We start from the raw sequence: 14935 nt of genomic DNA on the forward strand, positions 1-14935 counted from the left end.
AATGAGCAGTCGTAAAAAAATCTATTTTATTCGCCAGGGTGACACTGGACCTGTGATTGATACGACCAATCTTCCATTGTTGGCGAATGAAACATTGAACGGTGATTGGCATTGCAGACTGGCGGTATTAACGGACTATTCGTTACCACCAATCATCCAAAAAGACATTACACAAACCAATGCCGATGGCACGGTGTTTCGCACGTTTATTACTCCCTCCGAAACACAAAATTTACTAGTTGGTGAGTACATTGTCGCAATTGAAGTTGAGAATGCAAATACAGTTCCACCGTTTCGTCAAGAGCGGCACTATCGGCTGATCATTCAATCTCAAGGTGTGCACTGATGGCCCAATTACGATTGGGAGTGGAGGGATTTGATCGCCTGGTGGCGAGTCTGAATATTTATCCGATTGCGGCGAAGAAAGCGTTAGTGCGCTCAATCAATCGAACATTACCTGGGATGCGTGATCGGTGGCAACGAGGGATCCGTAACAAAATTAACTTGCCCGCGCGCGAAGTGCGAGGACAGTTTGCGTTACAAAAAGCGAACGCTTCGAAATTATCTGGAAGCATAGAAGTCAGTCGGAAAGCCATTGGCCTTATCCATTATGATGCAAGACAAACACATAATCGTGGTGTTACTTTTCGGGTGCTTCGCGGTGGACCGAGAGAGCAAATAAAGCATGGATTCATTACCACGATGCGAAGCGGTCATCGAGGTGTATTTACTCGGGAGGGGAGTGCTCGTTTACCGATACGACAGCATTACAGTTCTGCCGTTGTGGAAGTCGCTCAGGATCATCTTTCGGAGATTGAAATGCTGGCAGAGCAACAATTTTTACGCGAGTTTAACCACAACCTGAACTTTTATTTAAGCAAGCAATGATTTCGAATGGCCAGAAAATTTGTGGTGCAGCAAAAGCAGCCTGGCTGGCTGAACAAGCGAGAAATCTGCTTATCACTCGAAATTACACCCACCGCATTTGATAAGTGGGGATTGGTACCGGTTGGACAGATCGGAAGGGAAAAATTTTTTACTGCGCGTCAAGTGTTGGATCACAAAACACGTAAGCTGGAAGAAAAATACGAAACGTTACTAGAAAGCCAGGCATTGGAAAAGGAATACCTCGATCTTGATCAAGAACGTGCACGTAAGGCGGCCGCTGATGCCGATGCCCAAGAAATGAAAAACGCGGTAACACGTCGTGAACTGGCACCTGTAAAAGTGATTGAACTGATATTGAGTCAAGTCGGCAGTCAGATAGGTTCACACTTGGACACCATACCCATTGAAGTAAAACGCAAGGTTCCTGGACTGAAAAATCAGGACATAGCCAAAATTAAAGCCATAGTGGTGAAAGCCGGTAATGCAGCAAGTCAACTGGAAATCGATTGGGAACGGATCGAGGAAGATCTTAGCTGAGTCGGTGAATAGAGGGCTTTCTACGTTATACCGTGAAGAGCCGCAAAATTTACACGAATGGGCAGAAAAGCATTACTACTTGAGTGCGGAGAGTTCAAGCATTCAAGGACCGTGGCGTAGTTTTCCAACACAGAAAGGCGTGATGATTATTTTTTCAATGGAGGATGTGGAAATCGTCACCGTAAAAAAAGCGGCGCGAACGGGTTACACCAAAATTTGTAATGCGTATATCGCGTATAACGCCGAGCATAAAAAGCGCAGTGGTGTGCTTTATCAACCTACGGACGATGATCGGGATTCTTACGTCAAAGACGAAGTGGATCCTATGTTGCGCGACGTAAAAGTGGTGCGTGCCATTTTTCCCTGGTATGGAAAGAAAAGCAGCAATAACACATTAAACAAGAAAAAGTTTTTAGGCTCTACCTGGGATTTTCTTGGCGCCAAAAGTCCTAAGAACTTTCGGCGACTGACGAAAGATGTAGTGATTTACGATGAAACAGATGGATGTGATCACAACATTGGTGGCGAAGGTTCGTTGTTTAAACTCGGCGATACTCGTTTAACTACTTCGAGCTTTCCGAAATCGATTCGGGGCAGCACACCAAAGATTGAACGCACCAGCCAAATTCATAAATCGTTCAATGACGCAGATATTCAACTTCAGTTTTTTGTGAAGTGTTTGCACAAAGGGTGCGGTCATTCACAACCGATGCTTTGGGGTGGAAAGGATGCGGAATTTGGTTTGAAGTGGGACGACGGTGGTGACAATGCGCGCTATGTATGCGAAGCCTGTCAAAAACCGTGGCACTTTGAGCAACTGACTGAGTTGCTAGACTCTGGGCGGTGGCAAAGTGCTTCTGGAATATGGTTAGACAGCGATTGCGAAACCTTTCGTGATAAACACAACAAAACGGTAGAGACACCCGCACACGTTGCTATCAGTTGGCCCAGTTGGTACAGCCCTTTTACTCCCTGGTCAAAACTGATTAAAGAGTTTCTTGACGCGAGCATAAAAGCGCAAACCGGCGACACTTCGGATCTCATAACATTCGTTAATACTAAGATGGGTGAAGTATGGAAGGATGAGCTGGGCGAGCGATTAGAGTGGGAAGATCTTCACGGTCGACGTGAACACTATGCAGCTCAAATACCCGATGGTGTGTTGTATTTAACTGCGGGTATCGATACTCAGATTGACCGCTTGGAAATGGAGATTGTCGGCTGGGGTTTAGACGAAGAAAGTTGGAGTATCGATTACTTAGTTCTCGAAGGGGACCCTGGAAAGCCCATAATTTGGAACAAGCTTCTGAAAGTGATCCAGTCACCGTATTACCGAGAAGACGGTGAAGTCATGAACATTCAAATCGGTTGCATTGATTCTGGTGGTCACTACACCGACGAAGTGTACCAATTTTCACGTAAAGCCGGGATTGATTTTGTGTATCCCATAAAAGGCGCCAACGTGCCCGGTAAACCCATTGCTATTTTACCGAGAAAACGCAATCGCAATCGCGTGAAGCTGGTGGAAGTGGGCACAGAAAACGCCAAAGAGTTGATTTATAACCGGTTGCAACTTCTTGATCCCGGTGGTGGCTACAGTCACTTTCCAGTCAGTGATCAATACGGAGAATTGTATTTCAAAGGACTCACTGTGGAATACAAAATGCTGACGTACAAAAACGGGAGAGAGCAGTACAAATGGCACTGTCCTCCTGGACATCGTAATGAGCCCATCGATTGTCGTGTCTACGCATTGGCAGGTTTGCGACTTGCGTATCAAAAAGGCGTTCGTCTGGATTTATTAGCAGAAGAACGTGAAATGACAGAATTGCAGATAAAAGAAAAAGACGACGATTTAGCGGAACTGTTTACAGGGTCGAAACAAATCAAACCATCGGATCCTTTTTTACGGTAAGACATATATGGCAACGTTAGCGCAACTTGAAACACGATTAGCTGAAGCGGAAGAAGCATTTCATTTGCTACAAATCGGCTGCAATGAAATCTGGATTGAGCAAAACGACAAACGGGTTCGTTATTCCCCTGCAAACGTGAATCGACTGGGTAGCTACATTTACGATTTAAAACAACAGATCGCGCGTTTGAATAATCGAGTCACACCTGGTCGACGAATTGGAGTGGTGTTTTGAACACTCAGGTGTTGTTTAAAGGCAGTCTCAGTCAATTGGACCAATTCCAACAATATTCACTGAGTAACGCGCACTATGGTGCTAGCACAACTGCACCGGAATTTTTCAGTTGGCAACCGACACGCGCGAGTGCCGATGCAGATCTGAACGATGAACTGGATACTCTGGTGGCACGCTCGCGTGATTTATCACGTAACGAAGGACTGGCCGGTGGCGCATTGCAAACCCTGTTGGATAACGTGGTAGGTACTGGTTTTCGTTTATCCGCGAAACCGGATCATGTGGCCTTAGGACAGTCTCCGGAATGGGCGAGGGAATGGGGAACAAAAGTTGAAGCTTTGTTTCGGCTCTGGGCTAATTCCACGGAATGTGATGTACAGCGGCAAATGGATTTTCACACCATGACACAACTGGTGTTTCGCACACGTCTGGACAGCGGTGATGCTTGTATTGTTCCGTACTGGATGCATGACCGGCAAGTGAAAAGTTGTTTGCTGCTGATAGATCCTGATCGATTATCTAACCCTCGTAACATGCCTGACAGCAAATTGATCCGGGCAGGGATTGAGTACAACAAACTTGGTGAACCGATCGCGTATCACGTTCGAAATGGCCATCCATTGGATGTTGGTTTTGAGTTCAACAATGCCTGGGAGCGTATTCCGGCACGAACTAGATTTGGCCGCCGTCGATTTATCCATATTTGTGAGAAAGAACGCATTAATCAAAGCCGAGGAAAGCCGATAGTTTCGGCGGTACTTGGTGAATTTAAGCTCGCAAACAAGTACAAGCAAAGCGAACTCAAAGCGGCAATTGTGAACGCAATGATAGCGGCTTTCGTTGAAAGCAATATGTCAGCAGAAGATGTGATGAGTTTGTTTGATGGTGATCCCAAAAAATATTTACAAAACCGCAGAAAGTGGGATGCTCAAATGGGAGATGCGAGCATCATTCATTTGCCACCCGGCGATAAAATTCACAGTTTTTTACCGAATCGTCCAGCAACCGCTTTCGACTCTTTCATGAGTGCGACGTTTAAGCAAATTGCTGCTGGGCTGAACATGCCTTATGAGTTGTTGATGAAAGACTTTACTCAGTCGAACTACTCAAGTGCTCGTGCTGCGCTCATTGAAGCCTGGCGATTTTTTGTCGGGCGTAAGGATTGGCTGGTTCGTTACTGGTGTAAACCAGTATACGCGTTGTGGCTGGAAGAAATGGTAATGCGTGGCTTTGTGGACGCTCCAAATTTTTACACACACAAAGAAGCTTATTTGAAAGCGCGATGGATAGGCGTGGGCAGAGGCTGGGTGGATCCGAAAAAAGAAGCTGAAGCTGCCGGACTGCGTTTGCAGAACCGCATTTCGACATTGGAAATGGAATGCGCTGAACAAGGACAAGATTGGGAAGAAGTGTTGGAACAAACGGCCTACGAAATGGAACGTAAAAAACAATTGGGATTGAGTGAAAGCTTTGTGTTCACTGAAAAAAACGATAGAAGTGATTTAGAAAATGACGATGAAGAATAGGGTAACTGCCAACTTACGGCCCGCACTGCGGGCCTTTTTTTTGGGGTGAACACATGTATTTAGAACGCCTTTCCAATTTGATTTTCGATCAACCCTTGTTGATTGAGCCGGGTAAGCTGCAAACGATATTGAAAGTCATTGAACCAAAGTTGCAAAACGGATTGGACTTTAAGATGGACCAATCTCTGGCAACAGAAGTTCGCAAATCTCATGAAGGGCGGCGCTATCGGGTAGAAGATGGTGTTGCCTGGATCCCTATCATTGGATCTTTAACACATAGAGCCGGTTGGCTAGATGCTCTTAGCGGCTTGACCAGTTATCAGGCATTACATGATTTGATCGCGAGTGCAATGAACGATGAAACGGTGAAACGCATTGCTTTTGATGTAGACAGCCCTGGTGGTTCTGCCGCTGGTGCTTTTGATCTAGCTGATTTTATTTACGCCTATCGCGGTTTCAAACCGATGACCGCGATAGTCAATGAAACCTGTTGCAGTGGGGGCTTTCTATTGGCCAGTGCTGCCGATGAAGTGGTTGTCACGCGAACCTCTCGCATCGGTAGTGTTGGTGTAGTGACAGCCCATGCGGATTACTCAAAACAACTGGATGATAAGGGTATCAAAGTTACTTTTATTCACGCCGGTAAACACAAGGTGGATGGTAACCCTTATCAATCACTTCCCGATGAGGTGCGTGATCGAATTCAAACAAGCGTCAATGAAACTTATGAGTTGTTTGTTGAAACGGTGGCGCGTAACCGCGACATGTCAGTTGTGGAAGTGAAGAAAACTGAAGCCTTGGTATACAGCGGAACCAAAGCGAAAGACATCGGTTTTGCCGATCGTATCAATACCTTCACCAATGAAAAAGATTTACAAATTCGGCGGGCTCGTTCTGCGGGCGCAATGAGTTTATCGGGTCAAACAAAGACTGAGGAAATCGCTATGCCTGAAGAAACCAAAAACGAACCGCAGAAGAACGTGGATATCGAAGCGGTTAAGCAACAAGCCTTTGCCGAGGGAGAAATCAAAGGGATCGAAACCGGAAAACAGCAGGAGCGCGAACGCATTGAGGCAATTCTCAATTGTGACGAAGCAGAAGGTCGTGCCAAGTTGGCCAGTCATTTGGCATTTAGCACCGACATGCATGCGGATAACGCGAAAAGCATGTTGGCGGCAGCGGCGAAGGAGGAAACGACTTCGAGTACAACGCCATTTGAACAGGCGATGGACAATGAGGGTAATCCGGACATTCAAGCCGATGTTAATGATGAACATTCGGACGCTGCGGATTCTGTTATTTCTGCTGGCCGAGCGGCCGGTGTGTGTAAATGATCGGGAGGTAACCCATGGCTGAAGTGTCAAACGAAGGGGTTTACACCCCAGACGAATTGGTGATTGGTGGCAACATCAATAGCTTAACCAAAGTGTTGAACTCTGGACAAAGCTTGTCTCGGGGATCTGTGTTGGGTGAGATCACCGCAAACGGCAACGTCACCTTGTCGGCATCGGGAGCTGCAGATGGTAGCCAGGTCGCTAAATACATTTTGTTAGAAGATTGTGATGCCAGTGGTGGAGATGCGAACTGCAGTGTCTACATCGCGGGAGAGTTTAACGAAAATGCGTGTTCATATGGTGCAGGTCACGATGCTAACTCAGTGCGTGAACAATTGCGCAATGTTGGCATTATCTTGAAATCTGCAATGGCTCGATAGGAGGAGAACATGGATATCTATGCAACCGGTAGTTTAAACAAAGTGGTGGCGTCTCTTATTCGTCCCGCATCGGATCTGTATAACCGCTATTTTTCTGAAGTCAGCCAGTCGGATGATGAATGGGTGTATTTCGATATTGAACAGGGTAACAAACGCATTGCGCCGTTGGTGCATCCAATGCGTGAAGGAAAGTTGGTCGAAAACCTTGGTTATGAAACCAAGAAATTTAAACCAGGTTACATCAAAGACAAGCGACAATTTCATCCCAAGAAAGCGCTGAAACGAACCATTGGTGAAACCATTGGTGGCAGTGTGTCCAATATGAACCGCTCGCAAATGAACCTGGCAATTGCTTTGAGCGATCAACTGGCCATGTTAACCCGTCGCAAAGAGGTTTGGAGCGCCGAAGTGCTTCGAACCGGTCGGATCATTTTAGAAGGGGATGGTTATGATCAGGTGACTCTCGATTTTGGCCGTGATGCTTCTTTGACTCAACAATTGGCAGGCGCTGTTCAATGGGGAGAGGCTGGTGTATCACCTCTGGATGACATTGAAGAATGGGACCTTCAAATGTTGTCTGCATCTGAAGGTGGTGCAAGTGATGTCATTATGGGGAAAGAAGCCTGGAAACTATTGCGAAAGGATCCCAACTTTAAAGATTTGTTTGAGCCTCGTCGCGCTGATACCAGTACCAGTGTAAAAACGGTTTTAGAGGCTAAGGTTGGGCTGCAATATAAGGGTACCGATGGTACGCGACATTACTTTGTCTATTCCGGCGACTATACCGATGTTGATGGTACGACTAAAAAATACATTGGTGATTACGATGTAATTTTAGTGGGTGGACATTTGGAAGGCGTCAGGCACTTCGCTGCAATTCTTGACGAACAAGCCGGTCTTCAAGCTATGGAGTTTTTTGTGAAGTCCTGGATGATTGAAGATCCTTCAATGCGTTTGCTCTTAATGCAGTCTGCGCCTTTAGTAGTGCCGTATCGTCCCAATGCATCCATGTGCGTAGCGGTTCGACAATAGGAGGTTCACAATGGCTATTAAAACCCATGTTACGGTAATTGTTGGTGCGGGAGATAAAGGCGAGAAGAAAATTCTACCGCCGGGCATTTATGATAAGGAAATTCCTGCTGACGCGAAGAAGTCGTTGCTAAAAAGCGGTAAAGCGAAAGAAGCGACAAAGCAGGATATCACGGAACACCAGGCCGAACTGGAAAAACAAAAGGCGAATGCCAACATCAGTAAATCGTCGGACAAAAACAACACCCCAAAAACGGAAACGAAAAACGATGCCGAATCGTGAATAGTTTCCGGTCAAAAATAAAGGCGGGTAACCCCCGCCTTTTTTGATACTGAAAACCATGACTCTTCAATCCGAATCCTTAAAGCTGACACGCTCTTTGTTGAGAAAGCGTGGTGAGTTTGTTACATACTTTGCTAAAAGTGGCGCTGAATTTCCAAACGTATGTGTCATCATCGATCGTAACGTTAAACGACAGACAAATGAATTTCATTCGAAAGCAACCGATAACGAGACAGTTGCCATGATTGAACTAACAGAAGTCGAGCTGGTAAATATCGGAGATGAGCTGGAAACATTGCAACAGGAGTTGTTTGAAGTGGTTCGCATTCTTGAAAACAACGGTGTGGTTGTTGATGTAAAACTGAAAAAGAAAGCTTATGCCGAACAGCATTCTTGATAGCGTTGTTGCGTTATTTCTCAATCGACTAACTGTTATTCGACGCGAAAATGGTTTCCAAACCGATGCGGGTAAAAACGTATTCGATGAACGCACCAATTTTAATTTTGATGAGGAAGAAGAATTTCCGGCAATCAGTTTTTTTGCTCTCGATGAAACCGTTGAAAGCGATAAAACACGACGTGTATTAAATGAATTGGAGCTCTGGGTGGAAGCTCACGTATTTTCTAATAGCAAACACCCAGGTGAAGCCAAGAGGGCGCTGATTGCAGATATTAAGCGAGCGATGGCAACGCCATTGCCTGAAGAGCCAGAGGGTTTGATCCGCGAGTTTAAACGCCTCAATTACCAAAGTGAGCCGCAATCCGAAGGCGGTAACGTGACCAGTTTTCGAATGAAATTTTCAGTGAAATACATTGAAGGTTTCGCCAATCCTTTTGCTGCAGCAGATTAGGAGTCACAAGATGACAGATAAGCAATCAGCCCAAAATGGTAACAAACGGGAAAAAGTAACCTGTAAACAGGGTCAGCACTTTTACGTCGGTACTGAAAAAATTGAAGGTGGCGGCAGTTGTGAAGTGACGCCGAAAGCTAAAAAGCGATTGCAAGACAAAAATTTGATTGTGTAAACGGGAGACATCACCATGAGCACCAACGCAAAAGTTAATACCCGTACTTATTCGGGACAGGGACCGGTGTTTTACGCCATCCTGGATGATAACAATCAGCACCAGGGGTACAAATCCCTGGGTGATTTCTCAAGTGTTGAAATTAATGTAGAAGTTGAAGAAGAAACCCGCAAAGAATCCTACAGTGGTCAACGCGGTACTAAAAACACAGTGACTAAGGAAACTAAAGCCACTGTATCTTTTACTGGGGATATGTGGGATGCCATGGAGCTTGCTTTGGCTATGTACGGTACTCAAGCACCTATCACCGCTGCCAGTGTTGTCGATGAATCTGTCATTGCCTACCTCGGTAAAGTGATGCCATTGGCAAACATAAACATTTCGAATGTAGTGGTGACCGATCAAGCGGGGACCATTACCTATGTGGAAGGTGAGAATTATTCCCTCAACGCATATGCCGGATCGATCAACTTTTTTACGGCGGCAGAACAAACTGCTGCGGGCGCTGCGAACAGTATTACTGACGGTGCAACGATATTAGTGGACTACGATTTTAGCGATCAAATCAACATCGAAGGCTTAACCACCGCAGCACCAAAACTCGCCATTCGTTTTGAAGGATTGAATACCTCTGAGGGTAATAAGCCAGAGATTGTTGATCTATTCAAAGTAAAACTGAAACCGTTGCAAAATTTGTCACTGGTGACGGACTCGTTCGCGGACGTCACTATTGAAGGTGATATGTTGGCGGATGAAACCAAGTCTACCGGTCAAAGCAAGTACTTCCGTTGGAAACAAGTAGCGTAAGGCAGAGTTATGAACGATGAACTTCAGGCAATTAGTGAAGTTGAACAAAACGACATGCTGATGCTGGACGAAAAATCGTTTGATTGTCGTCCATTGCGTTTCAAACAGTTCGGTACAGTTCTGCATCACTTGTCGCCTATTCTCGAAGATATGAAAGAAACGGTTGACGATATTGGGCTTTCCGAGCTTATTACGCGTCACCAGACCGCATTGGCACGTGCCGCCTGCTACTGGATCAGTATGCCTCAAAACTTTCTTGATGAATTGTCCGCAGAAGAAGTGGAACAGTTGATTGAAAAGTTCTGGGAGTTAAATTCCGATTTTTTTATTCGAAGGGTGCTACCGAAAGTCTTTCACGAAGAAACGCTAAAGCTTCTGGTGAAGTTGAATCAGAGGTTCGCGGTTGGGCAGACACCCTTCAGTATTTGATCCGAAACGGTCATCGTTTTTCAGACATCCAAAATTACACCTTAAAACAAATCAAACTTTTTATTCATTCCTGTGAGAAAACTGAAGCGGAGCGGCAACTCAGTATGTCCGTTGCAATGCTGTATGCACAGGGGGATAAAAAGAATTTTGAGCAATACGAATCCGGATTGAGAAAAATCATTCATGGTCACCAGAAACGTTAAGTTCACTATTGATGGCGAGTTGGAGGCGAGCTTTCAACGTGCAGTTTCTGGGGCCAAAGATTCGTTGCATCAGTTACGTGATGAAGCTCAGAAAATCGATGAAGCAGGCCGACGCATTCAGGCGTTTCGCACTCTACGCCGAGAAGCTAAACAAGCCGGGATTGACTTTAAAGCGGCTAAACAACAAGTGGCGCAACTGAAAAAGGAGCTGCTTGAGTCGGAACAACCTACACGAAAAATGGAATCGGCACTAAAAAGTGCCGAGCGTGCGGCGAATAAAGCTCGTGAAACCTTCCGAAAAAAAGCGCAGGCAGTCGGAACCGCTCGCCAGGTGCTTTCTGGCATGAACCTCGATATCCGTAAGATCACAGCCGCGCAATCCAGTCTTTCTACTTCCACTCAACGCGTCACCAATGAACAAGTGCGCCTGCGCAATGAAATGTCTCGATTTGGTCGTTTGGGGATCCGTCCATTGAGTGACATTCAGTCTGAAGCTGAGCGTGTACGAGCCAGTTATTTGCGGATCGCCTCCAGTGGTCGGTATTCCGCACAAGAAGTCACGCGAGCCTGGAAGGCCTCGCAAGCACAGTTGCGCCAATTGCGCCGCGAAGCCGAAGGGTTAGATCGTGTGGGCGGTGGACTGAATAAAACATTTTTAGCCGTTAACGCCACCATAGCTGCATATGCGGGTTTTCGTGCACTGAAGAGTATTAAGGACATTGCGGTTAATTTGGACAGTGCCAAAGCGGCACTTAAAGCCAGCGTCAGTGAAGATTCATTTGCCAATGAATTGGCCTTCATCGACCAACAAGCGGATCGTCTGGGACAATCATTACCCGTATTAATTAAAGAATATGCCAAGCTGGCCGCCTCAACTCGGGGCACCCATGTTGAAGGTAAAAAAACACGGGACGTGTTCTTGGCGGTGACCGAAGCTGCCACTGTCTTACAGTTATCTTCCGATGATCTCGGTGGCGCGCTGAAAGCCATTCAACAGGTTTTCTCAAAAGGAAAAGTGCAGGCCGAAGAGTTGCGCGGACAACTGGGTGAACGTTTACCAGGTGCTGTCCAGATCATGGCGCGCGCGTTTGGCGTGAGCACCAAAGAACTTGACAAAATGTTGGAGCGTGGCGAACTGACCAGCGATGCTCTGGTTAAATTTGCTGCGCAGATGAAGGTGGAGTTTTCCGATAAAGTTCCGGAAGCGGCCAAAACCGCACGTTCTGAATTTACCCGGTTTGAAAACGCGTTGATCCGTATCGCCGATAACGTTGCAAAAAGTGGTTTTCTTGATGGATTGATCAAAGGAGCGAATGACCTCGCATTGGCATTGAATCAACCGGAAACCATCGCCGCTGCAAATGCGTTAGGGCAAGCACTCGGTTTTGTTATCAGTAATGCTCAAGGCATTGCAACCATTTTAGTATCGTTAGGTGCCGCCCGTTTTCTTGGCCCCATACTCAACGGTATTGGTGCATCAGCAATTGCCGCTTCAAAAGGTTTGTACCAAGTTGGATTTCAAGCTACCGCAGCCAAAGCAAAATTAACAGCACTGGCCGCCACCAGTCGCGCGGTGTCCGGTGCGTTAGCAGCTCTGGGTGGGCCTGCCGGTCTCATTATTTTGGCTGCTGGTGCATTTATGACGTTTTCGTCCGGTGCCAACACGGGTAAAAAATCAATCGAGGATATGAACATTGAACTGGAACGGTTACGCGGAAATTTAGCGAAGGCGAATATGCTGCAACTGGAAAAAGACGAGCGGGAATTAACAGATCAATTAAAAGCGCAGCAGGAGGTTGTTGATAGCCTGGTCACTTCACAAAACAGAGCACTCGAACGTGGCTTTTTGCTGAGTAAAAGCTTTCGCGAAAAGATGAGTGAAGAATACACGCGTTTATCCAAGTTAAAAGATCAGGTCGAAGCGGTTGGTCAAAGCATTATAAAAGCAAAAGCCGAAGTGGAGCGAGTCGAACAAGAGAAGAATCAAACTAACCAATCGAAGAATTCTAAGGCACAGTCGAAAAGCACTGACACTTCGCTACAGCAAGAAGCGTTGAAAAATCAATTCAAACTGACTCAGCAGTATCTGTCACGTGAAAAAGCTTTACTGGACCAGCAGTACGAAGACCGACTGATTGGACTGAAAAAATACTACCGTCAGCGAAGTAGTTTGATCCAAAGTGAGTTGGACAATGAAATTCGTGGTCTTGACTCTCAACTGAAAATAGCGAAACAAAAAGAAGCTGAAGAGGCCGCAAAGGATGATGATCCTAAGAAAGAAAAGGCTTTGATCGCGATTAAGAAAACCATTCTTAATCTTGAAAATGAACTGGCCTTGTTAACCAACAAAAAAGCACAAGCCGCACAAGATGCAGCTCGTGCACAACTTCAGGCGGAAAAGCAACTCGCCACTGAAATGTCGGAAATTCGCAATAAAGTGTTATCGGCGGAAGGCGAAGAGTTGGCTGTTCGGAAAGCTCAAATCGAAGCGGAATATACCGACTTACTAAAACGTTTAAAGGCTTCAGGCGATCGTCAGGGCGTCAATCTGGTGAAGCAATTGATTGATACTGAGATTGCCGCAGCCGAGTTTTCGGAATTTGAACGCCAATACAACCTGGTGCTTGAGCGGTTACAGTTGAAAGAGCAGGAAATACAAACCAAAACCAGTGCTGGGTTATTGGGTGAACGTGCTGCAAGGGAAGCGGTGATACAACTCTATTCTGATACCGCTAAAGAAATTGAAAACTTGATCCCAATGTTGGAGGTACTGTTTGAAAAAACAGGCGATCCCAAAATCAAATATCGTCTGGAAGAAATCAAACTGAAAATGCTTGAGTTGAGTAATACGACCAACCAAGAGTTACAACGGATCGGTGAAACCATTGATACACACTTTGCTGATGGATTGGTCAGTGCACTGGATGCGATGGCGAGTGGCACTAAAAATGCGAAAGAAGCGTTTCGGGACTTTGCACGAGATTTTTTGCGTCAAATCGCTCAAATGATTTTAAAGCAATCTATTTTGAATGCATTACAAAGTAGTGGCGGCAGTTCTTCCGTGGGAGGTGCGGTAGCGAGTGCATTTTTTCATACAGGTGGCGTCGTGGGGGCTGGAGGTTACAAGCGAATGGTACCGGCTGCGGCATTTGTCGGTGCGCCGCGTTTTCATACTGGCGGTTTTCCGGGGCTTAAACCCAACGAAGTTGCGAGCGTATTGGAAAAAGGGGAGTACGTAGCGACCAAAGATAGTCCTTACCATCCGGCCAATAAAAACTCAGGAAATATTAATCTGCTCGTTGGTTTTGATGCGGAAATGCTACAAGCTCAGGCATTAAATTCGCCGGAAGGTACACAAAATCAATTGGTTTGGATCAATAAAAATCGAGCACAAGTAAAATCAATGTTAGGGATATAGGAATACGGTTATGGCTTTTGAAACGGGAACTGCTAACGATAGTGCGGATTTGCTCAATAAGTTGCGTACTTTCTTAACTGGTCATGCCGATTTGGTTGCCGCTAATCAACAATGGACTGAATTGGCGTACAACGAAAACGGCGATGAAGCTGAAGTGTATTTTCGTGGACAGGGTAATGGAGGTAGCGATCAAATCTTTGTGCAAATTCGACGATATTTATACGGTGCTGATACATTTAATTGGCAATTGCGTGGCGCGACGGGTTATGACGCTGCTATGTCGTTTAATGGACAGCCACAGCTCAGTAATTCTTACTACATGAATTTGCACAACACTCCGATAACTTATTGGTTTGTGGCCAATGGCCGATGTTTTAAAGTGGTGGCGAAGGTACAAACCAGTTATCAGCATTGTTATGCGGGCTTTATTCTTCCCTATGCTTCACCCAGTTTGTTTCCCTATCCTTTGTTTATTGGTGCTATGTCGAAAAGTAGTGCTGTACGCTTCAGTAACACTTCGCCTGGCAGTCATTCTTTTTATCTCAAAGCTTACTTGCACGGTGCTTTGTTTTCGCCAGGTGGTGAATGGCTTGAGTTCTGGAATACAGGTTCTACAGGTGGACTGAATCAAAGAAATACATTAGCCAGAATGATCTGGCCTTACTTTAGTAACACCCATGTTGAGTTTCAATTATCTGATATGAAACCAACTCCAGGTGCTGGATATTTTTTGTTGCCGTGTCGACTTTTTAGTAATTACGGCGCCCCCGATTCGTATGGTGAGATGGATGGTGTGTGTTGGATTTCTGGAATTTCCAATGCATCGGAGTCGACGCACTCAGTAAACTCAGACACTTACATTGCATTTCAAAATGGTCCATTCAATACCGAAATGGACTATATGGCGCTTAAGGTTAGTTGAGGG

Annotated in this window: 17 protein-coding genes; all 17 read left to right on the forward strand. The window is 45.7% G+C overall.

Annotated elements, in window-relative coordinates; genetic code table 11:
* Position 1 precedes the first annotated feature (1 nt).
* The 17 genes from ACTUJY_RS08905 (at position 2) to ACTUJY_RS08985 (ending at position 14932) form a co-directional block, all read left to right on the forward strand.
* Positions 2-346, forward strand: coding sequence for a hypothetical protein (locus tag ACTUJY_RS08905; RefSeq protein ID WP_463615730.1), 345 nt, complete (start codon positions 2-4; stop codon positions 344-346).
* Positions 346-888 carry a phage tail protein gene (locus tag ACTUJY_RS08910; RefSeq protein WP_463615731.1) on the forward strand — a complete coding sequence of 181 codons (543 nt, stop codon included), beginning with the start codon at positions 346-348 and terminating at the stop codon, positions 886-888. Before ACTUJY_RS08905 ends, ACTUJY_RS08910 begins: the two co-directional genes overlap by 1 nt.
* A 6-nt stretch (positions 889-894) precedes the next feature.
* Complete coding sequence (locus tag ACTUJY_RS08915; RefSeq protein ID WP_463615732.1) at positions 895-1425, forward strand: terminase small subunit; 531 nt, start codon at positions 895-897, stop codon at positions 1423-1425.
* The gene (locus ACTUJY_RS08920) at positions 1370-3340 is read left to right on the forward strand and encodes a phage terminase large subunit family protein (protein ID WP_463615733.1); all 1971 of its coding nucleotides are present in this window, start codon (positions 1370-1372) and stop codon (positions 3338-3340) included. Before ACTUJY_RS08915 ends, ACTUJY_RS08920 begins: the two co-directional genes overlap by 56 nt.
* Before the next feature lie 7 nt (positions 3341-3347).
* Positions 3348-3575, forward strand: a complete 228-nt coding sequence (gpW, locus tag ACTUJY_RS08925; RefSeq protein WP_463615734.1) for a gpW family head-tail joining protein — start codon at positions 3348-3350, stop codon at positions 3573-3575.
* Complete coding sequence (locus ACTUJY_RS08930; RefSeq protein WP_463615735.1) at positions 3572-5101, forward strand: phage portal protein; 1530 nt, start codon at positions 3572-3574, stop codon at positions 5099-5101. The genes gpW and ACTUJY_RS08930 overlap by 4 nt, the downstream gene beginning before the upstream one ends.
* Before the next feature lie 53 nt (positions 5102-5154).
* Positions 5155-6435: a S49 family peptidase gene (locus ACTUJY_RS08935; RefSeq protein ID WP_463615736.1), complete on the forward strand. Its 1281-nt coding sequence runs from the start codon at positions 5155-5157 to the stop codon at positions 6433-6435.
* Positions 6436-6449: 14 nt separating this feature from the next.
* Positions 6450-6815: a head decoration protein gene (locus ACTUJY_RS08940; protein ID WP_463615737.1), complete on the forward strand. Its 366-nt coding sequence runs from the start codon at positions 6450-6452 to the stop codon at positions 6813-6815.
* 9 nt (positions 6816-6824) lie between these two features.
* The gene (locus ACTUJY_RS08945; protein ID WP_463615738.1) at positions 6825-7847 is read left to right on the forward strand and encodes a major capsid protein; all 1023 of its coding nucleotides are present in this window, start codon (positions 6825-6827) and stop codon (positions 7845-7847) included.
* Between the two features lie 10 nt (positions 7848-7857).
* Positions 7858-8127 carry a hypothetical protein gene (locus ACTUJY_RS08950; protein WP_463615739.1) on the forward strand — a complete coding sequence of 90 codons (270 nt, stop codon included), beginning with the start codon at positions 7858-7860 and terminating at the stop codon, positions 8125-8127.
* Between the two features lie 58 nt (positions 8128-8185).
* Complete coding sequence (locus ACTUJY_RS08955) at positions 8186-8524, forward strand: hypothetical protein (RefSeq protein ID WP_463615740.1); 339 nt, start codon at positions 8186-8188, stop codon at positions 8522-8524.
* Entirely contained in the window at positions 8505-8978 is a 474-nt protein-coding gene (locus ACTUJY_RS08960) for a hypothetical protein (RefSeq protein WP_463615741.1), read from the forward strand. Before ACTUJY_RS08955 ends, ACTUJY_RS08960 begins: the two co-directional genes overlap by 20 nt.
* Positions 8979-8988: 10 nt before the next feature.
* Positions 8989-9153, forward strand: a complete 165-nt coding sequence (locus tag ACTUJY_RS08965; protein WP_463615742.1) for a hypothetical protein — start codon at positions 8989-8991, stop codon at positions 9151-9153.
* 15 nt (positions 9154-9168) lie between these two features.
* Positions 9169-9960, forward strand: a complete 792-nt coding sequence (locus tag ACTUJY_RS08970; RefSeq protein WP_463615743.1) for a phage tail tube protein — start codon at positions 9169-9171, stop codon at positions 9958-9960.
* Between the two features lie 9 nt (positions 9961-9969).
* Positions 9970-10389, forward strand: coding sequence for a hypothetical protein (locus tag ACTUJY_RS08975; RefSeq protein WP_463615744.1), 420 nt, complete (start codon positions 9970-9972; stop codon positions 10387-10389).
* A 183-nt stretch (positions 10390-10572) separates the two neighbouring features.
* Positions 10573-14010, forward strand: coding sequence for a tape measure protein (locus ACTUJY_RS08980; RefSeq protein ID WP_463615745.1), 3438 nt, complete (start codon positions 10573-10575; stop codon positions 14008-14010).
* A 10-nt stretch (positions 14011-14020) separates the two neighbouring features.
* Complete coding sequence (locus ACTUJY_RS08985; protein WP_463615746.1) at positions 14021-14932, forward strand: hypothetical protein; 912 nt, start codon at positions 14021-14023, stop codon at positions 14930-14932.
* The last annotated feature ends 3 nt before the right edge of the window (positions 14933-14935 follow it).

The sequence above is a fragment of the Pleionea sp. WD8-19 genome, from assembly GCF_055326765.1.

Bases quoted from the DNA above. Each gene is read 5' to 3' on its own strand.
- ACTUJY_RS08905 (WP_463615730.1), top strand. From the start codon at position 2: ATGAGCAGTCGTAAAAAAATCTATTTTATTCGCCAGGGTGACACTGGA.
- ACTUJY_RS08910 (WP_463615731.1), top strand. From the start codon at position 346: ATGGCCCAATTACGATTGGGAGTGGAGGGATTTGATCGCCTGGTGGCG.
- ACTUJY_RS08915 (WP_463615732.1), top strand. From the start codon at position 895: ATGGCCAGAAAATTTGTGGTGCAGCAAAAGCAGCCTGGCTGGCTGAAC.
- ACTUJY_RS08920 (WP_463615733.1), top strand. From the start codon at position 1,370: ATGCAGCAAGTCAACTGGAAATCGATTGGGAACGGATCGAGGAAGATC.
- gpW (WP_463615734.1), top strand. From the start codon at position 3,348: ATGGCAACGTTAGCGCAACTTGAAACACGATTAGCTGAAGCGGAAGAA.
- ACTUJY_RS08935 (WP_463615736.1), top strand. From the start codon at position 5,155: ATGTATTTAGAACGCCTTTCCAATTTGATTTTCGATCAACCCTTGTTG.
- ACTUJY_RS08940 (WP_463615737.1), top strand. From the start codon at position 6,450: ATGGCTGAAGTGTCAAACGAAGGGGTTTACACCCCAGACGAATTGGTG.
- ACTUJY_RS08945 (WP_463615738.1), top strand. From the start codon at position 6,825: ATGGATATCTATGCAACCGGTAGTTTAAACAAAGTGGTGGCGTCTCTT.
- ACTUJY_RS08950 (WP_463615739.1), top strand. From the start codon at position 7,858: ATGGCTATTAAAACCCATGTTACGGTAATTGTTGGTGCGGGAGATAAA.
- ACTUJY_RS08955 (WP_463615740.1), top strand. From the start codon at position 8,186: ATGACTCTTCAATCCGAATCCTTAAAGCTGACACGCTCTTTGTTGAGA.
- ACTUJY_RS08960 (WP_463615741.1), top strand. From the start codon at position 8,505: ATGCCGAACAGCATTCTTGATAGCGTTGTTGCGTTATTTCTCAATCGA.
- ACTUJY_RS08965 (WP_463615742.1), top strand. From the start codon at position 8,989: ATGACAGATAAGCAATCAGCCCAAAATGGTAACAAACGGGAAAAAGTA.
- ACTUJY_RS08970 (WP_463615743.1), top strand. From the start codon at position 9,169: ATGAGCACCAACGCAAAAGTTAATACCCGTACTTATTCGGGACAGGGA.
- ACTUJY_RS08975 (WP_463615744.1), top strand. From the start codon at position 9,970: ATGAACGATGAACTTCAGGCAATTAGTGAAGTTGAACAAAACGACATG.
- ACTUJY_RS08980 (WP_463615745.1), top strand. From the start codon at position 10,573: ATGGTCACCAGAAACGTTAAGTTCACTATTGATGGCGAGTTGGAGGCG.
- ACTUJY_RS08985 (WP_463615746.1), top strand. From the start codon at position 14,021: ATGGCTTTTGAAACGGGAACTGCTAACGATAGTGCGGATTTGCTCAAT.